This is a genomic window from Streptomyces pallidus (ex Mingjun et al. 2026), assembly GCF_051550185.1.
Taxonomy (GTDB): Bacteria; Actinomycetota; Actinomycetes; order Streptomycetales; family Streptomycetaceae; genus Streptomyces.
The window spans coordinates 2,818,199-2,839,644 of sequence record NZ_CP196181.1 but is presented as its reverse complement, the minus strand read 5'-3'; the positions used below and the strand labels follow the sequence as shown (position 1 = coordinate 2,839,644).

At 72.8% G+C, this 21,446-nt stretch carries 21 protein-coding genes and 1 pseudogene; 16 read left to right on the top strand and 6 right to left on the bottom strand.

What is annotated here, in order from left to right; genetic code table 11:
- Positions 1–9 precede the first annotated feature (9 nt).
- From ACSHWO_RS12135 to ACSHWO_RS12125, 3 genes and pseudogenes are all read left to right on the top strand, one after another.
- A complete protein-coding gene (locus tag ACSHWO_RS12135; RefSeq protein WP_438311740.1) occupies positions 10–1,419 on the top strand; it encodes a dipeptidase in 1,410 nt (469 codons plus the stop codon).
- A 116-nt stretch (positions 1,420–1,535) separates the two neighbouring features.
- Positions 1,536–2,477, top strand: a complete 942-nt coding sequence (nudC, locus tag ACSHWO_RS12130) for an NAD(+) diphosphatase (protein WP_361089157.1) — start codon at positions 1,536–1,538, stop codon at positions 2,475–2,477.
- Between the two features lie 398 nt (positions 2,478–2,875).
- Positions 2,876–4,071: pseudogene (locus ACSHWO_RS12125) on the top strand (IS110 family transposase).
- A gap of 8 nt (positions 4,072–4,079) precedes the next feature.
- Here the strand turns inward: ACSHWO_RS12125 and ACSHWO_RS12120 are convergent.
- Positions 4,080–4,340: a mycoredoxin gene (locus tag ACSHWO_RS12120; RefSeq protein WP_438311737.1), complete on the bottom strand. Its 261-nt coding sequence runs from the start codon at positions 4,338–4,340 to the stop codon at positions 4,080–4,082.
- Between the two features lie 188 nt (positions 4,341–4,528).
- Between ACSHWO_RS12120 and ACSHWO_RS12115 the strand changes: the two genes are divergently transcribed.
- The 5 genes from ACSHWO_RS12115 to ACSHWO_RS12095 all read left to right on the top strand — a co-directional run bounded on the left by ACSHWO_RS12115 (position 4,529) and on the right by ACSHWO_RS12095 (position 8,439).
- Positions 4,529–6,721, top strand: coding sequence for an ATP-dependent DNA helicase UvrD2 (locus ACSHWO_RS12115; protein WP_385849415.1), 2,193 nt, complete (start codon positions 4,529–4,531; stop codon positions 6,719–6,721).
- 166 nt (positions 6,722–6,887) lie between these two features.
- On the top strand, positions 6,888–7,226 hold the full coding sequence (locus ACSHWO_RS12110) for a hypothetical protein (RefSeq protein ID WP_385849414.1): 339 nt from the start codon (positions 6,888–6,890) through the stop codon (positions 7,224–7,226).
- 184 nt (positions 7,227–7,410) lie between these two features.
- Positions 7,411–7,782 carry a WhiB family transcriptional regulator gene (locus ACSHWO_RS12105; protein ID WP_361089149.1) on the top strand — a complete coding sequence of 124 codons (372 nt, stop codon included), beginning with the start codon at positions 7,411–7,413 and terminating at the stop codon, positions 7,780–7,782.
- Positions 7,779–8,108, top strand: a complete 330-nt coding sequence (locus ACSHWO_RS12100; protein WP_361089147.1) for a hypothetical protein — start codon at positions 7,779–7,781, stop codon at positions 8,106–8,108. The genes ACSHWO_RS12105 and ACSHWO_RS12100 overlap by 4 nt, the downstream gene beginning before the upstream one ends.
- A gap of 124 nt (positions 8,109–8,232) precedes the next feature.
- Positions 8,233–8,439, top strand: a complete 207-nt coding sequence (locus ACSHWO_RS12095) for a hypothetical protein (protein ID WP_385849120.1) — start codon at positions 8,233–8,235, stop codon at positions 8,437–8,439.
- A gap of 30 nt (positions 8,440–8,469) precedes the next feature.
- Here the strand turns inward: ACSHWO_RS12095 and ACSHWO_RS12090 are convergent, their stop codons facing one another.
- Both ACSHWO_RS12090 and ACSHWO_RS12085 read right to left on the bottom strand, forming a co-directional pair.
- Complete coding sequence (locus ACSHWO_RS12090; protein ID WP_438311733.1) at positions 8,470–9,798, bottom strand: ABC1 kinase family protein; 1,329 nt, start codon at positions 9,796–9,798, stop codon at positions 8,470–8,472.
- Between the two features lie 150 nt (positions 9,799–9,948).
- Positions 9,949–11,055, bottom strand: a complete 1,107-nt coding sequence (locus ACSHWO_RS12085) for a ThiF family adenylyltransferase (RefSeq protein WP_361089141.1) — start codon at positions 11,053–11,055, stop codon at positions 9,949–9,951.
- 139 nt (positions 11,056–11,194) lie between these two features.
- Here ACSHWO_RS12085 and ACSHWO_RS12080 point away from each other — a divergent pair, with 139 nt between their 5' ends.
- From ACSHWO_RS12080 to ACSHWO_RS12065, 4 genes are all read left to right on the top strand, one after another.
- Entirely contained in the window at positions 11,195–11,845 is a 651-nt protein-coding gene (locus tag ACSHWO_RS12080; protein WP_438311730.1) for a M48 metallopeptidase family protein, read from the top strand.
- A gap of 167 nt (positions 11,846–12,012) precedes the next feature.
- Positions 12,013–13,710 carry a TerD family protein gene (locus ACSHWO_RS12075; protein WP_438311728.1) on the top strand — a complete coding sequence of 566 codons (1,698 nt, stop codon included), beginning with the start codon at positions 12,013–12,015 and terminating at the stop codon, positions 13,708–13,710.
- 20 nt (positions 13,711–13,730) lie between these two features.
- A complete protein-coding gene (locus ACSHWO_RS12070) occupies positions 13,731–14,411 on the top strand; it encodes an AIM24 family protein (RefSeq protein ID WP_385849122.1) in 681 nt (226 codons plus the stop codon).
- A 17-nt stretch (positions 14,412–14,428) separates the two neighbouring features.
- Positions 14,429–15,184: an AIM24 family protein gene (locus ACSHWO_RS12065; RefSeq protein WP_361089135.1), complete on the top strand. Its 756-nt coding sequence runs from the start codon at positions 14,429–14,431 to the stop codon at positions 15,182–15,184.
- Positions 15,185–15,279: 95 nt separating this feature from the next.
- Here the strand turns inward: ACSHWO_RS12065 and ACSHWO_RS12060 are convergent, their stop codons facing one another.
- Both ACSHWO_RS12060 and ACSHWO_RS12055 read right to left on the bottom strand, forming a co-directional pair.
- Positions 15,280–15,816, bottom strand: a complete 537-nt coding sequence (locus ACSHWO_RS12060) for an NUDIX hydrolase (protein ID WP_385849115.1) — start codon at positions 15,814–15,816, stop codon at positions 15,280–15,282.
- A complete protein-coding gene (locus tag ACSHWO_RS12055; protein WP_385849114.1) occupies positions 15,813–17,237 on the bottom strand; it encodes a zinc-dependent metalloprotease in 1,425 nt (474 codons plus the stop codon). The genes ACSHWO_RS12060 and ACSHWO_RS12055 overlap by 4 nt, the downstream gene beginning before the upstream one ends.
- A 195-nt stretch (positions 17,238–17,432) precedes the next feature.
- On the opposite strand from ACSHWO_RS12055, the gene ACSHWO_RS12050 reads away from it, so the two are divergent.
- The 4 genes from ACSHWO_RS12050 (at position 17,433) to ACSHWO_RS12035 (ending at position 20,719) form a co-directional block, all read left to right on the top strand.
- The gene (locus ACSHWO_RS12050) at positions 17,433–18,602 is read left to right on the top strand and encodes an SDR family oxidoreductase (RefSeq protein WP_385849113.1); all 1,170 of its coding nucleotides are present in this window, start codon (positions 17,433–17,435) and stop codon (positions 18,600–18,602) included.
- Positions 18,603–18,719: 117 nt separating this feature from the next.
- A complete protein-coding gene (locus ACSHWO_RS12045) occupies positions 18,720–19,181 on the top strand; it encodes a molybdenum cofactor biosynthesis protein MoaE (protein WP_361089127.1) in 462 nt (153 codons plus the stop codon).
- Between the two features lie 149 nt (positions 19,182–19,330).
- A complete protein-coding gene (locus ACSHWO_RS12040; RefSeq protein ID WP_361089125.1) occupies positions 19,331–19,528 on the top strand; it encodes a hypothetical protein in 198 nt (65 codons plus the stop codon).
- Positions 19,529–19,630: 102 nt separating this feature from the next.
- Positions 19,631–20,719, top strand: coding sequence for a YlbL family protein (locus tag ACSHWO_RS12035; protein ID WP_438311723.1), 1,089 nt, complete (start codon positions 19,631–19,633; stop codon positions 20,717–20,719).
- A gap of 38 nt (positions 20,720–20,757) precedes the next feature.
- On the opposite strand, the gene ACSHWO_RS12030 is transcribed toward ACSHWO_RS12035, so the two are convergent.
- Positions 20,758–21,327, bottom strand: a complete 570-nt coding sequence (locus ACSHWO_RS12030; protein ID WP_361089120.1) for a PPA1309 family protein — start codon at positions 21,325–21,327, stop codon at positions 20,758–20,760.
- Positions 21,328–21,446: the final 119 nt, after the last annotated feature.

The window sequence follows — 21,446 nt, the reverse complement described above, 5'->3', positions numbered from 1 at the left end:
CTCGTGTGCATGAGCGAAACCCCGGCGGACAACGTCGTCCGCACGTACATCGACACGCACCGCGCCGCCTTCCTCGACGACCTCGCCGAGTGGCTCCGCATCCCCTCCGTCTCGGCCCAGCCCGAGCACGCGGGCGACGTACGACGCAGCGCCGAGTGGCTCGCCGCACAGCTCGCCAAGACCGGCTTCCCGGTCGCCGAGGTCTGGGAGACCGACGGCGCGCCCGCCGTCTTCGCCGAGTGGCCCGCCGACGACCCGGACGCCCCGACCGTCCTGGTGTACGGGCACCACGACGTGCAGCCCGCCGCGCTCGCCGACGGCTGGCACACCGAGCCGTTCGAACCGGTCGTCGCGGACGGGCGGATGTACGCGCGCGGCGCCGCCGACGACAAGGGCCAGGTGTTCTTCCACACCCTCGGCGTCCGCGCCCACCTGGCCGCGACCGGCGCCGCCGCCCCCGCCGTACACCTGAAGCTGCTGGTCGAGGGCGAGGAGGAGTCGGGCTCCCCGCACTTCCGTGCCCTGGTCGAGCGGGAGGCGCACCGCCTCGCCGCCGACGTGGTGATCGTCTCCGACACCGGCATGTGGTCGGAGACCACCCCGACCGTGTGCACCGGCATGCGCGGCGTCGCCGACTGCGAGATCGACCTGCACGGGCCGGACCAGGACGTCCACTCGGGCGCGTTCGGCGGGGCCGTGCCCAACCCGGCCACCGTCGCCGCCCGCCTGGTCGCGGCGCTGCACGACGCCGACGAGCGGGTCACCATCCCCGGCTTCTACGACGGCATCGCGGAGCTGACGGACGAGGAGCGGGCGCTGATCGCCGAGCTGCCTTTCGACGAGGCCGAGTGGCTGGGCAACGCCAAGTCGCACGCGACGGCGGGCGAGAAGGGCTACTCCACCCTGGAGCGCGTCTGGGCCCGCCCCACGGCCGAGGTCAACGGCATCGGCGGCGGCTACCAGGGTCCCGGCGGCAAGACCATCGTGCCCGCCTCCGCCCACCTGAAGCTGTCGTTCCGCCTGGTGTCGGGACAGGACCCGTACGAGGTCGAGGCCGCCGTCCGGGACTGGGTCGCGGCCCGCATTCCGGACGGGGTCCGCCACTCCATCGTCTTCGGCGCCCCGACCCGGCCGTGCCTGACCCCGCTGGACCACCCGGCGCTCCAGTCCGTCGTCCGGGCCATGGGCCGCGCCTTCGGCAAGAAGGTCCGCTTCACCCGCGAGGGCGGCTCGGGGCCGGCCGCCGACCTCCAGGACGTCCTGGGCGCCGCCGTGCTGTTCCTCGGCATCTCGGTGCCGTCGGACGGTTGGCACGCGCCGAACGAGAAGGTCGAGCTCGACCTGCTCCTCAAGGGCGTGGAGACGGCCGCCTACCTGTGGGGGGACCTGGCGGCGCACTGGAAGCCGGCGCGCGCCTGACCCGCCGCCCCGGACCCGGCGCCCGCACCGCGCACCCCAGTCATGCAGCACGCATTACGCATCACGCGACACGAGTCACGAGTCACCGAGCCTGCCCGTCCACGCCACCGGGGGAGTTGGAAGTACCTGTGAGCACGTATACCGAGCACCCGATCTCGCTGGCCGCGCCCAGCGGGATCGACCGCGCCGCGCACCACCGCCTCGACGAGGCCTGGCTCGCCGCCGCCTGGAGCCACCCGACGACCCGCGTCTTCGTGGTCTCCGGGGGCCAGGTCCTGATCGACGACACCCCCGACGGCGGCACCGGGATCGTGATGACCCCGGCCTTCGAGGCCCCGCTCACCGAGACCCACCGCTACTTCCTCGGCACGGACGAGGACGGCGTACGGTACTTCGCGCTGCAGAAGGACGCCCTGCCCGGCCGCATGGACCAGTCGGCCCGCCCGGCCGGGCTGCGCGAGGCCGGAATGCTGCTGTCCCCGCGCGACGCGGGGCTGATGGTGCACGCGGTCGCCCTGGAGAACTGGCAGCGGATGCACCGCTTCTGCTCCCGCTGCGGCGAGCGCACGGTGGTCGCGGCCGCCGGCCACATCCGCCGCTGCCCGGGCTGCGGCGCCGAGCACTACCCGCGCACCGACCCCGCGGTGATCATGCTGGTCACCGACGACCAGGACCGGGCCCTGCTGGGCCGCCAGGTGCACTGGCCGGAGGGCCGCTTCTCGACGCTCGCCGGGTTCGTGGAGCCGGGTGAGTCCATCGAGCAGGCGGTGGTCCGCGAGGTGTGGGAGGAGGCGGGCGTGCGGGTCGGCGAGGTCGACTACGTCGCCAGCCAGCCCTGGCCTTTCCCGTACAGCCTGATGCTCGGCTTCACCGCCCGGGCCGACTCCTACGAGATCAACGTCGACGGCGAGGAGATCCAGGAGGCCCGCTGGTTCTCCCGCGAGGAGCTGCGCCGCGCGTTCGAGACGGGCGAGGTGCTGCCGCCGTCGGGGATCTCCATCGCCGCCCGGCTGGTCGAGCGCTGGTACGGCGAGCCCCTGCCGCGGCCGGCCGCGTAGCCCGCGGGGCCGGGCCGGGCCGTGCCGGGACCGGGCATTGCCGCCGGGTGACGGGACGGCCGCCCGGCAGCCCCGGGCAAGCGAAAGGCCCCCGCCTCGGCGGGGGCCTTTCCGCGAGCGCACGTCCCGCGCGCCGGCCGCCGGCCCGCGGCGGATCCGGCTCAGACGGCTCTACCTTCTTGATCGGGTTGATCGAGCCATTCGTAGGGTTGGGTCGCCCAGGGGTGCCGGGTGTGGCTATCAGGCGGCTGCCGTCTCGTGGTTTCCCTGGCTTCGCCGCCCGGCGCCCCACGACGACTCGGCCGCCGATTAGGAAGTGCGAACAAGTCGCTGTGTAGAGCAATGCCGGCGAGGTCGTCCGTGGTACGAACCGAACGAACACGTACGTCAGGAGCGCGATGAGCCGGATATGGGCGGGGATCGACAGCGGCAAGGGCCACCATCACGGCCTCGCCCTGGACGCGGACGGCAAGACGCTGCTGTCGCGGCGGGTGGCCAACGACGAACCTGAGCTGCTGAAACTGATCGGGGATGTCCTGGATCTGGCCGACGGCCGTGAGGTCACCTGGGCCATCGACATGACCGGCGGGGAGCCCGCGCTGCTGCTGGCCCTGCTCGTCGGCCACGGCCAGCAGGTCCTCTACATGCCGGGGCGGCTGGTGAACCGGGCTTCCGACGGCTACCGCGGTGAGGGAAAGACCGACGCCCGCGACGCCTACGTCATCGCGGACCAGGCCAGGATGCGCCGCGACCTGCGGCCCATCCGCCCCGCCGACGAGGCCGCCGTCGAGCTGAAGCTGCTGACCGGCCGCCGGGCCGACCTGGTCGAGGACCGCACCCGCTCGGTCAACCGGCTGCGTGGCACCCTACTGTCCATGTTCCCGGCCCTGGAGAGGGCCCTGGACGTGACGAACACCGGGCCGCTCAGGCTGCTGACGGGCTACCAGGCCCCGGCCGCGATCCGCCGTGCCGGGGCCACTCGGCTGACGACGTGGCTGGCCAACCGCAAGGTCCGCAATGCCAGAGCCCTGGCCGAGGCGGCCGTCGAGGCCGCCGCGCGACAGCACACCGCTGTCCCGGGGGAGAAGACCATCGCCAAGCTGGTCCACACCCTGGCCGAGGAGGTGATGACCCTCAACGAGCAGATCGCCGAGATGGACAAGCTCATCGAGGGCCGGTTTCGCGAGCACGAACTCGCCGACATCGTCCTGAGCGTTCCCGGCATAGGCGCGACACAGGAGCCGAGTTCCTCGCCGCTGTCGGCGGCAGCCTTGACGAGTTCGATTCCCCGGACGCGCTGGCGGCCTTCGCCGGCGTCGCCCCGCGACCACATGATTCCGGCAAGGTCAGCGGCAACCTCCACCGCCCGCTCGTCTATCACCGCAGACTTCAGCGGGTCTTCTACACCTCCGCGCTGGTCAGCGTCCGGTACGACCCGAACTCGCGGAGGTTCTACGACCGCAAACGCGCCGAGGGCAAGAAGCACGTCCAGGCCGTTCTCGCCCTCGCCCGCCGACGCGTCAACGTCATCTGGGCCCTGATCCGTGACCGGCGGTGCTACGAAGTGTCACCGCCGGTCACGACGGCCGCTTGACAACACGATTAGGAAGCCAGTGCCTGCTGCACCTGGGCCAGGCTCGGGTTCGTCATGACCGACTCGGTGCCCGCGGAGGACACGACCAGCACGGTCGGAACGGTCTGGTTCCCGCCGTTCGCCTTCTCGACGAACGCCGCGGACTCCGGGTCCAGCTCGATGTTGATCTCGTTGTACGCGATGCCTTCCCGGTCCAGCTGGGTCTTCAGCCGGCGGCAGTAGCCGCACCAGGTCGTGCTGTACATCGTGACGGAACCCGTGTCCTGCATGCTGCGCTCCTCGTGGGGTGGGTGGTCCAGGGCGGGCCTGGGTGGTCCGGGTACTCGAACGTACGGGAGCCCCGAGCCATTCCCGCACCCGTCGCACGGCGCATACGTCAAGTACGACGGTGTGACCGCGGCGACGGTCCTGTGGACGGATTTCCCGCCCCCGGGTCCGGACCTGGCAGCATGGCGGGGTGACAGCAGCAACGCCCTTCCCGTCCTTCCCCGCCGGCGCAGACGACTCGGCCGGCTCGGCCGACGCGGTGCTCCTGGGCCTGGACCCGGAGCAGCGCCAGGTCGCCACGACCCTGCGCGGACCGGTGTGCGTGCTGGCCGGCGCCGGAACCGGCAAGACCCGGGCGATCACCCACCGCATCGCCTACGGCGTCCGGTCCGGGCAGCTCATGCCCGCCAGTGTGCTGGCCGTCACCTTCACCAACCGCGCCGCGGGCGAGATGCGCGGCCGGCTGCGCACCCTCGGCGCGGGCGGGGTCCAGGCCCGCACCTTCCACTCCGCCGCCCTGCGCCAGCTCCAGTACTTCTGGCCGCGGGCCGTCGGCGGCGAGCTGCCCCGGCTCCTCGAACGCAAGGTCCAACTGGTCGCCGAGGCGGGCACCCGCTGCGGCGTCCGCCTGGACCGCAGCGAGCTGCGCGACGTCACCGGCGAGATCGAATGGGCGAAGGTCACCCAGACCGTGCCCGCCGACTATCCGGCGGCCGCCCTCAAGGCGGGCCGCGAAGCCCCCCGCGACATGGCCGAGATCGCCCAGCTGTACGGGACGTACGAGCAGCTCAAGCGTGAGCGCGGCACGATCGACTTCGAGGACGTGCTGCTGCTCACCGTCGGCATCCTCCAGGACCGGCACGACATCGCCGAGCAGATCCGCGCCCAGTACCAGCACTTCGTGGTGGACGAGTACCAGGACGTCAGCCCGCTCCAGCAGCGGCTGCTGGAGCTGTGGCTCGGCGACCGGGACAGCCTCTGCGTCGTCGGCGACGCCAGCCAGACGATCTACTCCTTCACCGGGGCCACCCCGGACCACCTGCTGGACTTCCGCATCCGCTACCCGCAGGCCACGGTCGTCAAGCTGGTCCGCGACTACCGCTCCACCCCGCAGGTGGTCCACCTCGCCAACGGGCTCCTCTCCCAGGCGAGCGGCCGGGCCGCCGCCCACCGCCTGGAGCTGCTCTCCCAGCGCGAACCCGGCCCCGACCCGGTGTACGCGGAGTACGCGGACGAGCCCGCCGAGGCCGAGGGCGTCGCCGCCCGGATCCGGAAGCTGATCGCCGGCGGCGTCCCGGCCGGCGAGATCGCCGTGCTGTTCCGCATCAACGCCCAGTCCGAGGTCTACGAGCAGGCCCTCGCCGACGCCGGCGTCCCCTACCAGCTGCGCGGCGCCGAGCGGTTCTTCGAGCGGGCCGAGGTGCAGAAGGCGCTCCTCGCCCTGCGCGGCGCAGCCCGCTCCGCCGGCAACGACCCGCTGCTGGACGACGTCGTCGAGCTCGGCGCCCAGGTCCGGGCGGTGCTCAGCGCCACCGGCTGGACCGCCGAACCGCCCGCCGGCTCCGGGGCCGCGCGCGAGCAGTGGGAGTCGCTGGCCGCGCTGGTCCGGCTCGCCGAGGACTTCGCCAGGGCCCGGGCCGGGGCCAGCCTCGCCGACCTGGCGGTGGAGCTGGAGGAGCGCCGGGCCGCCCAGCACGCGCCGACCGTCCAGGGCGTCACCCTCGCCTCGCTGCACGCGGCGAAGGGCCTGGAGTGGGACGCCGTGTTCCTGGTCGGCCTCACCGACGGCATGCTCCCGATCACCTACGCGAAGACCGACGAGCAGATCGAGGAGGAACGACGGCTCCTCTACGTCGGCGTCACCCGGGCACGGCACCACCTGACCCTCTCCTGGGCCCTCTCGCGCTCCCCGGGCGGCCGCCCCTCCCGTCGGCCCAGCCGCTTCCTGAACGGGCTCAGGCCGGGCTCCGGGGCCCTCGCCGCCCGGGCCGGCGCCCCGGCCGAGCGGGAGGGGACCGAGCGGGACAGCCGCCGCCGCACCCGGCGCGGCCCCGCCCGCTGCCGGGTCTGCGGCAGGACGCTGACCGCCGCCGCCGAACTCAAGCTGATGCGCTGCGAGGACTGCCCGTCCGACATGGACGAGGGGCTGTACGAGCGGCTGCGGGAGTGGCGCGCGATACAGGCCCGGGAGCAGAAGGTGCCCGCGTACTGCGTCTTCACGGACCGGACGCTGATGGCGATCGCCGAGGCCTCGCCCGCCGAGCCGGGCGAGCTCGCGGTCATCCCCGGCGTGCCTGGACGCAAACTTGACCGGTACGGATCCGAGGTCCTGGCCATCTGCGCAGGTCAGGAGCCTGACGCCGGGCACGGCGCCGACGCGTAGAAACTCGTCGGAAAAATAGTTTGCACATGCCCAGCCGATCCCCATAGGTTCTTAGCAACGGAAACGGTGGCTTCTGACGAAGCTTCCGATCCGTGCTGTACTTATCCGAATACACGGGACGGGCCCCCGGGCCCCGTCCCCGAGACGCCGAGAGGAGGCGAGACCAGTGACCAGCTTCATCACCACCACCAAAATGACCGATCGCTCGGTCGCCGCTTCCTGCACGCTCGGCTCCTCCTCGCTCCTCCCGCTCATGGGCACCGGTCTGTCCGCGATTTCCGCCGACAGCCGCGCCCTGCTGGCCGCGCCCGCCGCGCTGCTCGCGAGCGAGCGGAATGAGCGACCGACCCAGGCACCGGTGGCAGTGCTGGCAGAAGCCCAGGCCCAGGCCTATGGATTTGCCTTCGCGGCCGGTGCCGGATCCAAGACGACGCAGACGAAGCAGCAGCACCACCACCTGATGTGGGCCTTCCGCGGGCTCGAACCCTGGAGTGATCCAGCCTGATCCGATGATCAGGCCGGCGCCTTCAGGGCCGCGGAACCCCACCCGGGATCCGCGGCCCTTCTGTTTGTCCCCGAACGGGGACGACGGCGAGAAGGAGCCACGGGACTGGCAAGACCAGGTACCAGCCGCCCCCGGCCGAACCCGGCCGGAACGACTAGACGAACAAGACGAGGAAGAACACACCGTGCAACTCGAAGAGCACGCCCCGTCCGTACCGCAGACCCAGACGATCTCCCCGCCCTCAGTCCCGGAGGACTCCGCCTTGACTCCCCTCACCGCGCTCACCGCGCTCGACGACGCCATCGAGAACCTCGGCGTGCCCGTCGCCTGCCGTACCTACGACCCCGAGGTCTTCTTCGCCGAGGCCCCGGCCGACGTCGAGTACGCCAAGTCCCTGTGCCGCACCTGCCCGCTGGTCGAGGCCTGCCTCGCCGGTGCGCTCGAGCGCCGCGAGCCCTGGGGCGTCTGGGGTGGCGAGCTCTTCGTCCAGGGTGTGGTCGTCGCCCGCAAGCGTCCCCGTGGCCGCCCGCGCAAGAACCCGGTTGCCTCGGCATGAACGCCATCGGAACCATCGACCGCCCCGTGACGCACGACCCCCTGAAGCAGGCCCCCATGACCGCCCACACGACGAGCGAGAAGCCGCACGGCTCCGCCACCGCAGACTTCATCACCACCGGCGCGATCACCTCGCGTCAGAACAGGACCCGCGAAATGCAACTCATCCCAGAAGCCCTGGCCCGTGCGCATATGGACGACCGCATGCGTGAGGCCGACGCCGAGCGTCGCGCCCTGCGCCTGGTCGCCGCCCGCCGCATGCAGCGTCGCGCCGAGCGCGTCTCCATGCGCGCCCGCCGTGCACTGGCCATGGCCGTCATGCACTGAGACCGGCCCGCCCGCGCCGCCGCCCGGCGGCGCGGGCAGCACACCGGGGGGACCGGTCCGAACGGACCGGTCCCCCCGGTGCGTTGCGGCCCTCTCCACCTCCCCGCGGGGATATCGTCGTGAGGTGGCCCAGCCGACTCCCCCTCCCGACCCGTCGGGACCCGAGGCCCAGCCCGTCGTCTGCGCGCGCTGCGGCACACGGTCCCCCAACGGCCCCCCGCCCACCTGGACCTGCTCCGTGGAGAACGGAACCAGGCAGTACTTCTGCGTGGACTGCGCGCGCGAGAACCTCCGGGCGATCGAGGGCCGCCTCGACTCCTCCTGGTGGTGACTCCCGACCCGCTCCCGACCGCCCCCCGTCTCACTCCGCCGGTACGAACCCCGGCAGCCAGGACTCCAGTTCGCTGCGCAGCCGCACCGTCGCACCCAGCTGGCACAGCACCCCGATCGTGCTCAGCGTCACCCGGTGGATCAGCAGGTAAGCCGGCGGCAGGTTGATCTGCCGGCCCAACTGGTGCGCGGGGGAGCGGGGATCGGCTATCCGCGACGCCTGGCCGCGCAGCCACGACCGGGTGAAGGTGAACTCCTCGGCCTCGACGGGCTCGATGATCGGCTTCAGGTAGTCCAGCACCGCCTGCGGGTCCAGCTCGATGGACTCCTTCACGAACCCCTCGGCCGACAGGTGCCCGTACATCCCCTCGGCATCGTCCTCCAACGTCATCCGCAGCGAGGTGCCGATGGCCTTGGGCCAGCCCCCGGGCAGCCGGTCGACCGTGCCGAAGTCCAGTACGCCCAGGCGGGTCCGGCCGTCCGGCCCCGTCAGCAGCCGGAAGTTGCCCGGGTGCGGATCCGCGTGCAGCAGCCCGGTGCGCGCCGGCCCCGTGAACAGGAACCGGGCCAGCAACTGCCCCGCACGGTCCCGCTCTTCCTGCGTTCCGTCGGCTATCACCTCCGACAGCGGGGTCCCTTCCAGCCACTCCGTCACCAGTACCTGGTCGCCCTGGTGCACCACGTCCGGTACCACCACGTCCGGATCGCCCTCGAACGCGTCCGCATGGGTGCGCTGCGCCTCGGCCTCCAGCTCGTAGTCCAGCTCCTCCACGACCCGGTCGCGCATCTCCTGGATCAGCGGCTTGAGTTCCATGCCCGGGACCAGCGGTCCCAGCAGCCCGGCGAACCGGCCCAGTTGCCGCAGGTCCGACACCAGCGCCTCGCCGGCCCCCGGGTACTGGACCTTGACCGCCACCTGCCGGCCGTCGTGCCACACCGCCTTGTGCACCTGCCCGATCGAGGCCGCCGCCGCCGGCTTGTCCTCGAACTCCTCGAACAGGTCCCGCCAGTCGTCCCCCAGACGCTCCGCCAGCACTTGGTGCACCGTCTGCGCGGGCAGCGGCGGAGCCGCCTCCTGAAGTTTGGTCAGCGCCGCCCGGTACGGGCCGGCGAACTCCTCGGGAAGGGCCGACTCGAAGACCGAGAGCGCCTGCCCGAACTTCATGGCACCGCCCTTCAACTCTCCGAGCGTGCGGAACAGCTGCTCGGCGGTGCGCTGCTGGATCTCGCGCGCCACGATCTCCGCCGACTTGCCCCCGATCCGCTTCCCCAGCCCCCAGGTGGCCCGACCCGCGATGCCCAGCGGCAGCGCGGCCAGTTTGACGGTACGGGTGACCGCCTTCCGGGGAAGATCAGACATGCGCCCCTCCAATTCCCAGACAGCCGTGGCGCAAGCGGCGGTTCAGGGGTGCCCTCCCCGTGCCTGCGACCTCCAGGCATCCTGCCATGGCCCTTCCACGCCGTCCGGCGCGCACCGTCCGGCCCCGCCCGGGGCCGCAACCGCCCCGCCTCATGGCCGCATCTCCTCCTCCGCCGCCAGCGCGGCCGCCGCACACGGGCAGTCCGGGTGCGGTCGGACCCCGGTGCGCTCCCAGTGCAGCGCCGGCAGGGCGGCCTCCCAGCGGGAGGCGGTCGAGGCCGGCAGCTCCCCGTCGACGAACGACAGCGCATGCGCGGCCGCCAGCCCGGCCACCGCCGCGGACAGCCCCAGATCGCAGGCCGCCGCCGCCCGTCTACGGTGCGCCGAGCGCCACTGCACCAGCATCCGCGGCCAGGCCGGGTCCTGCTCGACCCGGTCCCGCTCCATACAGCCCGCGCAGGCCGTGGCCCCCGGCAGCACCAGCGGCCCGACGATCCCGGTGCCCTCCAGCACCCCCGCGTACAAGTGCGGGACGCCGGAGGCGATCCAGTCGGCCGCCACGGCCGGATCCGGCGCCCAGGCGGCGAGACCGTCCCGCGGCGCCACCACCACCAGGGCCGGCCCGGTCTCCGGACCCTCCCGCTCGGCCGCCCGCGGTGCCCGCCCCGGAGCCGAAGCGCGCACCAGCCCCGCGGCGGCCTCGGACCGCAGCCGACCGACGCTCTCGGCCCCGAGCCCGCCCGGCGCCACGTCCGCCGGCTCCACCCGCCCTCCGTCGAGCACCTCCACCCGGCCCACCCCGGCCCCCGCCAGGACCGCGGCGATCTGTGCGCCCACCCGGCCGCTGCCGCGCACCTGGATCCGTATCGCCCGCCGCGCCGCCACCCCCCGCAGGTCCCCGCCGGGCTCGCGGCGGACCAGCGAGAGCGAGCCCAGATCGGGTCCCAGCCGCTCCAGTGTCTCCGGCCGTCTGCGCACCGCCTGGGCCCGAGGACCGCCCGCCGTGGCGTCGTCGAGCAGCCCGGCCGCGGCCAGTCGGCGCACCAGCCCGTCGACCTGCCCGTCGGGCAGCCCCATGGCCGCGCCCTCCGTACGCAGCAGGTCCATGCCGCGGGTCCCGTCGATCCGGTCGATCAGCGCCCCCGTCGCCGTGTCCACCGGGCCGAGCACCACCGCATGCGCCGGCGTCACCCCGAACTGGACCGTCTGCAGGTCCCGCCACGCCCTGGCCAGCGCGGGCTTCACCTTCGGATACACGGCCTTCCCCCTCCTCGTCGGCGCACCGCCCGTGCGGACCGCCCTCGGTTTCCCGCCCTCGGATTTCCCGTCCCCGCCACAGTGCCCGCCCGCCGCAACCGACGCGCGAGTTTGTCCACAGGCACGACCTATTGGGCATATGAGATGGAGAAGGGGGGTGTATGCGGCACCCGCTGCGAATGGATCAGGTCCGAACACCGGAGCCGGGCTCCCCCGGCCGCGCCGAGCGGGTACGGTCTTGGGCGTGTCCGCCGACCCCGCGCAGCGCGCCGTCGAAGTCCGCCGGAGCGCGCGCCGCCGCAGGACCGTGTCCGCCTACCGCGAGGGCGACCGCACGGTCGTCCTCATCCCTGCCCGCATGTCCGAGGCCGAGGAGCGGCGCTGGGTGGGCGTCATGCTCGACCGGCTCGCCGCCCGGGAGACCAGGCGCACCCTCGGGGACGCGGAACTCGCCGAGCGCGCCGACCGTTTGTCCGAGCAGTACCTCGGCGCCCGCGCCCGCCCCCGCTCGGTCCGCTGGGTCACCAACCAGAACACCCGCTGGGGCTCGTGCACCCCGGCCGAGGGCAGCATCCGGCTCTCGCACCGCCTCCAGGGGATGCCCGAGTACGTGGTCGACTACGTGCTGCTGCACGAGCTGGCCCACCTCCTGGTCCCCGGCCACGGCCCGCGCTTCTGGGCGCTGCTGGAGGCCTACCCGCGCACGGAGCGGGCCCGCGGCTACCTGGAGGGCGTGGCCGCGGCCGAGCGCCTGCCCAAGGTCCCCGAGCCCCGCGACGACGGCGACTGACCCGGCGGGGCGTCCGCCGTCCGCGCCGGGTCCGCCCGGGACCCGGCGCCGTGTACCGGGTCGGTACCGAGATGTACCGGGTCGGTACCGACTTGGCCGGATGTCGTGGGATGCGGCTAGCCTGAGCGGCACGCATTTCACTGTCGGGATGGGGGACGGTCTTACGCATGGCCAGGGAATTCCAACGCGGTCACAAGGCCAAGATCAGCGATCTGACGGCGGGCACGGACCTGTACGTGGGCGTGCAGATCGCCGGGCCGGGACTCGCCTTCGACATCAGCTGCTTCGGGCTCGACGCCCACGAGCAGCTTTCGGACGACCGCTACTTCGTCTTCTACAACCAGCCGAAGTCGCCGGAGGAGTCCGTCCAGCAGCTCGGCGCGCAGGCCGGCGACACCGAGTCCTTCCGGGTGACGCTCGACCGCGTCCCGGCCCACATCCACAAGCTGTCCTTCACCGCCACCCTCGACGGCGACGGCCAGATGTCGCAGATCGGCCCCGGCTACATCCGGATCGTGGCCGGCGGCGAGGAGGTCGTCCGGTACTCGTTCACCGGCGCGGAGTTCAGCACCGAGCGCGCGCTGATGCTCGGCGACTTCTACCTCAAGGACGTGTGGCGCTTCGCCGCGGTCGGCCAGGGCTTCGACGGCGGGCTCGCCGCCCTCCTGAAGCACTTCGGCGGCGAGGTGGCCGAGGAGCAGGAGCAGCCCGCGCAGCAGGCTCCGGCCCAGCCCGCGCAGCAGGCTCCGGCGCCCGCGCCGTCCTTCGCCCCGCCGCAGGGGGCCGCGCCCGCGCCGTCCTTCGGCGCCCCGGTCCAGGCCCCGCAGCCGCCCCAGGCCCCCCAGGCCCCGGCCCCGCAGTACCAGCAGCCGGCCCCGCCCGCCCCGGTCCACTCGGCCCCCACCATGGTCGCGCCGATGGCCCCGCCGGCACCCCAAGCCCCCCAGGCCCCTCAGCCCCCGGCAACCCCCTACGGCCAACCGCCCCACCCGCCGCAGCAGCCCGGCCCCCCGTCCTACGGGCAGGTCCCGCAGCCCTCGTACGGCCAGGTCCCCGGCCAGCAGCCGCAGCCCGCCTACGGGCAGACGCCCGCCCCCTACGGCCAGCCGCAGCCCTCCTACGGCCAGGTCCCCGGCCAGCAGCCGTCCCCGTACGGCCAGATGCCCGGCCAGGGCGCCCCGCACGCCGTGCCCGCGGCGGCCGGACCCGGCCTCGGCGCAGCCCTGCAGCCGTACAAGGAGGTGCCCACCGGCGCCCGCTGGACCGCGCAGAACCAGCAGCTCATGCGGGTCGACCTGGCCATGGGCGGCCAGCCCGTCCTCGCCCGCCAGGGCAGCATGGTCCTGTACCAGGGCAAGGTCGACTTCAGCTACAAGGGGGCCGGCTTCGCCGGTCGCATCGTCGGCAACGCCACCGGCCAGGAGATGCAGCTGATGCGCTGCAGCGGCCGCGGCCAGGTCTTCCTCGCCGAGAACGGCGCGCACCTGCACGCCGTCGAGCTCCAGGGCGACGCCCTGTGCGTCTCCTCCGAGAACGTCCTCGCCTTCGACGAGTCCCTCCAGTACGAGGTGCGCCGCATCGAGGGCCACGGCATTCCCGGCGGGGCCCTGTTCACCATGCAGTTCCACGGCACCGGCACGGTGGTGGTCAAGACGCACGGCGCCCCCGTCGTCCTGCCCGTCACGCCGACCACCTTCGCGGACGCCAACGCCATCGTCGCGTGGTCCGCGGCCTCCCAGGTGATCGTTTCCAGCCAGGTCCGGCTGCGCCGCAACGCCTACCCCGGCCACAGCGGGGAGAGCGTGAACCTCCAGTTCCGCGGCGCCCCCGGCAACTTCATCGTCGTCCAGCCGTACGAGGTCTGAGGGAGCCCGTCATGAACGCAATGAACCAGCAGCTCGCGGGCTACGCCCCCACCCCCGTCACGGCCCGCATGGAGAACCACGGCCGCGCCATGCTCAAGGTCGCCATGCAGAGCGGCCAGGACCTCTTCGCCCGCACCGGATCGATGGTGGCGTACGAGGGCTTCATCCAGTACGAGCCCAACCCGCCGGCCATGCGCCAGATGGCCTCCCAGTGGCTCACCGGCGAGGGCGCCCCGCTGATGAAGTGCACCGGCGACGGACTGCTCTACCTCGCCGACTACGGTGCGGACGTCGTCGTGCTCAACCTCAACAACGACGCCCTCTCCGTCAACGGCACCAACCTGCTCGCCTTCGACGCCCACCTCCAGTGGGGCGTCGAGCGGGTCAAGGGCATGGCCAAGTTCGCCGGACAGGGCCTGTTCAACGTGCAGATCGCCGGCACCGGCTGGGTCGCCATCACCTCCCGCGGCACCCCGATCGTCGTCGACTGCGGCCGCGGCGACGACGAGACGTACGTCGACCCGGACGCGCTCGTCGCCTGGTCACCGAACCTCAAGGTGAAGGGCAAGCGCAGCTTCAAGGCCTCGTCGATGATCGGCCGGGGCAGCGGGGAGGCCTACCAGATGGCCTTCTCCGGCCAGGGCATCGTCGTCGTACAGCCCAGCGAGGACAGCACCGACCGGCTCCGGACGCGGGGCTGAGGGGGAGCGGACAGAACATGCAGAGCTCACTTTTCGGCTACGCCGAGCAGCAGTCCCAGGAGCGGTACGCCGTCCAGAACCCGCAGCTGCTGCGGGTCACCCTGGCCGGCTCCGACGACGTGCTCGCCCGCAAGGGCGCCATGGTCGCCTACCAGGGCATCGTCGACTTCGACGGCGAGTACCAGAACAGCAACCAGCGCGGTGCCCGCAGCCGCACCGGCGAGGGCCTCGACCTGATGCGCTGCTCCGGGCAGGGCACGGTCTACCTGGCCAACCTGGCCCAGTACGTGCACGTCGTGGACGTCGACCACGAGGGCCTCACGGTGGACAGCAGCTACGTCCTGGCCATGGACTCCAGCCTGCACGCCGAGGTCATCGCCGTGGACAGCCAGTACGGGATCTCCGGATCCGGCAAGTACCAGCTCAACATCACCGGCCGCGGCAAGGTCGCCCTCATGACCTCCGGTCAGCCGCTGATGATGCAGGTCACGCCCGACAAGTACGTCAACGTGGACGCCGACGCCATCGTCGCCTGGTCCACCTCGCTGCGCGTGCAGATGCAGGCCCAGACCCACTCCACCGGCGTCTGGCGCCGCCGCGGCAACACCGGCGAGGGCTGGGAACTGAGCTTCCTCGGCACCGGCTTCGCCCTGGTGCAGCCGAGCGAGGTGCTGCCGCCGCAGAACGCCCAGATCGGCCAGGGCCTCGCCGCCCAGTTCGGCGTGGGCCAGCACGGCGCCCACGCCCAGAACCAGAACAACGTCTGGAACTGACCCCGGGACCGAACGGGACCGAACGGGACGGAAAGGGGCGGCTCCTCGCGCACCGCGCGGGGAGCCGCCCCTCCGTCATGTCGTCCGTACGGGCGTCACAGGCGCGCCCGCACCGCCTCCACCAGTCGTACGACCGAGGTGTCGGCCACCGCCGGAACCTCCTCGTAAGCGAACCAGCGCAGGTCCAGCGACTCCTCGCTGATCTCCGCCACCGCATCCGCCGGGGCCAGCGCCGCGTACTGCACGTCCAGGTGCCAGTTGCACGGCGCCGGGATCGGATGCCGGTCGAGCCGCAGCGGCCCGCCGGGCAGCAGCGCCAGCCCGGAGCCGATGCCGGACTCCTCGACGGCCTCGCGCAGCGCGGCCCCCGCCAGCGTGGCGTCGCCCGGCTCGCAGTGACCACCCATCTGGAGCCACATGCCGAGCTTCTTGTGCAGCGTCAGCAGCACGCGGCCCCGCTCCGGGTCGACCACGAGCGCGCTGCCCGTCACGTGCCCCGCCTGGCAGGGCTTGTAGACCCCGTCCGGGTGCGCCGCGAGGTGCTCCAGGTAGACGTCCCGCAGCGCGGCCTGCTCGTCGTCCCGGCCCTCGTACTCCTTCAGGACGAGGACCGCGTCTTCGTGGAGGCTCACTGCTTCCCCTCGCCCTCGCCGTCGCCCTGACCGCCCTGGCCGCCCTGCTCGCGGCGCTCCGCCGCCTCGCCGAGCATCTTGTCGATCTCGGAGAAGTCCGGGTGCTCGCGGTGCACGAAGCCGTCCGGGTCGTCGAGGTCCGAGGCCGTCGGCAGCATGTCCGGGTGCGCCCACAGCCCGTCCCGGCCGTCCACACCGCGGGCGTCGGTCAGCGAGGCCCACAGCCGGGAGGCGTCCCGCAGCCGGCGCGGGCGCAGCTCCAGCCCGATCAGGGTCGCGAAGGTCTGCTCCGCCGGGCCGCCCGAGGCGCGGCGCCGCCGCATGGTCTCGCGCATGGCGTCCGCCGAGGTCAGCCGGGGCTTGGCCGCCTCGTGCACGACCGCGTCCACCCAGCCCTCGACCAGTGCGAGCGCCGTCTCCAGGCGGGCCAGGGCCGCCTTCTGCTCGGGGGTGTCCTGCGGCTGGAACATGCCGCCCTGGAGCGCCTCCTGGAGCTGCTCCGGATTGCTCGGGTCGATCTGGCCGACCACGTCCTCCAGCTTCGAGGTGTCGACCTTGATGCCGCGGGCGTAGCCCTCGACCGCGCCGAACAGGTGCGAGCGCAGCCACGGCACGTGCGCGAAGAGCCGGGCGTGGGCCGCCTCGCGCAGGGCCAGGTACAGCCGGACCTCCTCGGAGGGGACCCCGAGGTCCTTGCCGAGGCCCTCGATGTTCAGCGGCAGCAGCGCCGCCTTGCCCGCCGGGCCCAGCGGCAGGCCGATGTCGGTGGAGCCGACGACCTCGCCGGCGAGGACGCCCACGGCCTGCCCGATCTGCTGGCCGAACATCGCCCCGCCCATGGAGCGCATCATGCCGAGCAGCGGGCCCGCCATGGCCTGCATCTCCTCGGGCAGCACGCTGCCCATGGCCACGCCCACCCGCTCGGCGACCGGGTCGACGAGCTCCTTCCACACCGGGAGGGTCGCCTCGACCCACTCGGCGCGGCTCCACGCCACGGCCGTGGTGGCACCCGAGGGCAGCGAGGTGACGTCGTCCAGCCAGTGGTCGGCCAGCCGCACGGCCTCCTCCACCGCGGACTTCTCGGCGATGCCCACGCTGGTGTCCTTCACCCCGTCGGGCGTGCCCTGGGAGACGGTCCGGCGGGCGACGTCCTTGGCCATGTCCCAGTTCACGGGACCGCCCTCGTAGCTGAGCATCTGGCCGAGCTGCTGGAAGGCCGCGCCGAGGTCGGCGGGGTTCATCGAGCCGAACATCGCGGCGAACGGGTTGTCCGCGCCGCCCTGGTCGCCAGCGCCGCCGGGCAGGCCGAATCCGGCGAACCCGAACGGATTGGGGCCGCCCTGGCCGCCCTTCTTCTTGCCCTCGTCGCCGTTCTCCGGCTCCTCCGGCGGAAGGCCGAATCCGAATGGGGTGTCGCTCACGGGTTTCCTCGGCTCGTAGGGCCGCCGGCGGGGTGCCGGCGGGCAAGTGGTCCCACAACACCAACCAGCGTAGACACCGGACCCGGTTCCGGGCTCGATGCTCCGCCGACTCGTGGGCTGCGGCAGGATGGACATCACCTGGTGGGGACGCGTCACGGACACGGCCCTACTGAAGACAACCGCTGGAGACGCCTGGTGAGTTCCCCGGATCCGCAGTTTTCGGATAAGCACGGCCGCGCGCCGCACGACGACGAGGACCGCCCTGAGCACGCTGAGGGCGTTCGCCAGCCGCGTAACCAGGCCTCCGTGCGCCGGCCCAGCCCCGTGATCGCCGTCACCGGTGCCGCGTCCGGTGTCGGCGCGGCGCTCGTGCAGCGCCTGGCCGCGTCGGACGAGGTCAAGCAGGTCGTCGCGATCGACGAGCGGCGCGGCGACTGCGCCGCCGCCCAGTGGCACGTCCTGGACGTACGGGACCCCGCCATCGCGGAGAAGCTGCGCGGCGCGGACGTGGTGGTCCACCTCGCGCTGGACCTCGACCTCGAGACCGACCCCGCCGCCCGTACGGCGTACAACGTGCGGGGAACCCAGACCGTCCTGACGGCCGCCGCCGCGGCCGGGGTGCGCCGGGTCGTGCTGTGCACCTCGGCGATGGTGTACGGGGCCCTGCCGGACAACGACATCCCGCTGTCCGAGGACTCCGAGCTGCGGGCCACCGCCGAGGCCACCGGCGTCGGAGACCTGCTGGAGATCGAGCGGCTGGGCCGCCGGGCGCCGCGCGCCCACCCGGGACTGAACGTGACCGTGGTCCGCCCTGCCGTGCTGGTCGGCGGCACGGACACGGCGCTGACCCGCTACTTCGAGTCCCCGCGCCTGCTCGTGGTCGCCGGATCCCGCCCGACCTGGCAGTTCTGCCACGTCGAGGACCTGGTCAGCGCACTGGAGTACGCCGCCCTGGAGAAGGTCGAGGGCGAGCTGGCGGTGGGTTGCGAGGGCTGGCTGGAGCAGGAGGAGGTCGAGGAGCTGAGCGGCATCCGCCGCATGGAGCTGCCCTCCGCTGTGGCCCTGGGCGCGGCGGCCCGGCTGCACCGGATCGGCCTGACCCCGTCCCCGGCGGGCGACCTCGCGTACACCATGTACCCGTGGGTGGTCAGCGTCAGCGGGCTGCACGCGGCGGGCTGGCGGCCGCGCTGGACCAACGAGGAGGTGCTGGCCGAGCTGCTCCAGGAGGTCTCCGGCCGGCACACGGTCGCGGGCCGCAGGCTGGGCCGCAAGGACGCCACCGCCGCCGGCGCCGCAGGTGCGACGGTCGCGCTGCTGGGCGCCGCCGCGGTGGTCCGCCGGGCCCGCAGGCGGCGCGGCATCTGACGGGGGCCGCGGAACCACCGCGGCCGCGGATCCTGTAGGAGGCTCCATATCCCCGCCCCGTACAGCCGGTCGAATCGGCTCTACCGCGAGGGGAGAACGGTGGTGCACGATGGCTGCATGGCAGCGCACTTCGACCACCCCGGCGAGCAGGCCGCTCCGGACCCGATCCGGCTGCTCGCGATCCGCGAGACGCCGCTCTCGCTCGACGAGGTCTTCAGGGCCGTCGGCGACGACGCGGCGGGAGGCACGACGCTCTTCGTCGGCACGGTGCGCAACCACGACGGCGGCGCCGACGTCGACGCGCTCGGCTACTCCTGCCACCCGACGGCCGAGGCGGAGATGCGCCGCATAGCCGAGCGCGTGGTGGAGAAGTACCCGGTACGGGCCCTGGCGGCCGTGCACCGCATCGGGGCCCTGGCCGTCGGCGACGTGGCGGTGGTCGTGGCGGTGTCCTGCCCGCACCGCGGCGAGGCCTTCGAGGCCTGCCGGATGCTGATCGACGACCTGAAGCACGAGGTGCCGATCTGGAAGCACCAGACGTTCTCGGACGGCACCGAGGAGTGGGTCGGCGCCTGCTGACCCCCCGGCCGCGGCGCTGTCGGTGCGGGGGAGTACTGTCCCACCCGTTCGGCCGCGCAACACGCCCTCGATTTGCGTAACCCCCCCACGGGCAGGAGCGTTGAAGCCACAACGACACGCACCTTTCTACGGGGCTGGGAGGCACGTCCATGGCGTCACTGGCGTGGTTGCTGATTCCGCTGTTCGCCGCGATCGGGGCGGCGATATGGGGCGGCTGGGCCGCCCGCGACCGCACCCAGGGCGACATATCCGAGCTCGCGGGATACGCACGATTCCGCGAGGCCATGGACAAAGCCGACCCGAGCAGGGTGAAAGCGGCGGCACACTCCGGTTCCGACCCGGTCTGACGCTTCCCGGCGTCCCGCGGAACCTCCCCGCAGCGGGCCGTACGGCCCCCGCGGACCGGCCCCGGCGGCCGTCCGCCAGGCCCGTCCCGTACTGTCGATCCCATGCCACGCCGCACCGCGACGATGCTCGCCGCCACCCTCATGCTGTTCGGGCTGCTCTGCGCGGGGGTCTTCATCAAGGTCCCGTACTCGGAGATGAGCCCGGGTCCGACCTGGAACACGCTCGGCGACAACCGCGGTGAGTCCGTCATCAGCATCGGCGAGCACACCACGTACCCGACCACCGGGCACCTGAACATGACGACCGTCCGCGTCACGGGCGCGGACTACGACATGAACCTGCTCGAAGCGGTCTACGGCTGGCTGTCCGGCGACAACATCGTCGTCCCGCACGAGACGCTCTACCCCGACGGGAAGACCGAGGAGCAGTCGACGCAGGAGAACGCCGAGGAGTTCAGCCAGTCCCAGGAGAGCGCCAAGGTGGCGGCCCTGAAGCAGCTGGGCATCGACGTCCCCACCCGCGTCGTGGTGGCGTCCGTGGTCAAGGGCAGCCCGTCCGAGGGCAAGCTGCACGCCGGTGACGTGGTCAAGACGGTCGACGGCAACCCCGTCGGCGCCCCCGGGGACGTCGCGAAGCTCGTCACCAGGCACAAGGCCGGTGAGCCGGTCGAGTTCACGATCGTGCCCGCCGCCGAGGCGGCCGAGGCCCAGAAGGCGCACCGCGAGCCGGCCGCCGCGACCAAGGTGACGATCACCTCGGCGAAGGCGGAGGGCGACGGGCACGCCGTCGTCGGCATCCGGGCCGGCACCGCCCACACCTTCCCGTTCCCCATCGACATCCGGCTCGCCGACGTCGGCGGGCCGAGCGCGGGCCTGATGTTCTCGCTCGGCATCGTCGACAAGCTCACCCCGGGCGACCTGACCGGCGGGAAGTTCGTCGCGGGCACCGGCACCATCGACGACACCGGCAAGGTCGGCCCCATCGGCGGCATCCAGATGAAGACCATCGGCGCCCGCAAGGCCGGCGCCGAATTCTTCCTGACCCCCGCCGAGAACTGCGCCTCGGCCGTGAAGAACGTCCCGGACGGCCTGACCCTGATCAAGGTCGGCACCATCGGCGACGCCCGGCAGGCGCTGGAGAAGATCGGCAAGGGGGACACGGCCGGGCTGCCGCTGTGCGGCAAGCCCTGACCGTCCGCCCCGCCTCCCGGGTGGTGCGCCGCGGGGTCCTACTCGAAGGTCGCGGCGAGCGCGTCGGCGAGCCCCGGCACCAGGCTCGCGCCGGTGAGGACCTCGCTGGAGGAGTCCTTCTCGCGCAGCCGTACCGCCGACTCGCGCGACCCGTCGCGCAGCACGGCCACCGTCAGGCGCACCTCCTGGCGCTCGGGGTGCCCGGCGACCCACTTCGCGAGCTGCTTCTCGCTGAGCCCCTCGGGTACGGAGGCCTCCGCGGACGGCGGCAGCATCAGCCGCTCCACGGTCAGGGCACAGCCGACGACCGCGTCGGGCCAGGCGACGGTGCCCAGGAACTTGTCGAGGGCGGTTCCGGCGGGCAGCTCGTCCTGCTCGATCGGCGTCAGGGAGGACCGGCCGGCGTCGTCGGTGTCGACGCCGAGCTGCCGGGCGAGGCGGGGCTCCTGCCGGCGCAGCCGGGCCGTGTCGACCAGGGCGAACAGCCGGGCCGGGCGGTCCCAGCCGAGGCCGGCAGCGTACTCGTCGATCTCGAGGCAGGCGCGGGTCAGCGGGCTGGCCGCCATGGGGGTGCCGGGGGAAGGCGAAACGTTGGACATGGACAACATCCTGCCTCGTTTCCACCCGGCTACGGGAACTGGGCAAAGCCTCAGTAAGTTTCAAGAGTGGGCCCTACGATCGGGGCCCAGCTCGTGAAACGTAACCAGACTCAGCTTTCGAGGTGCGC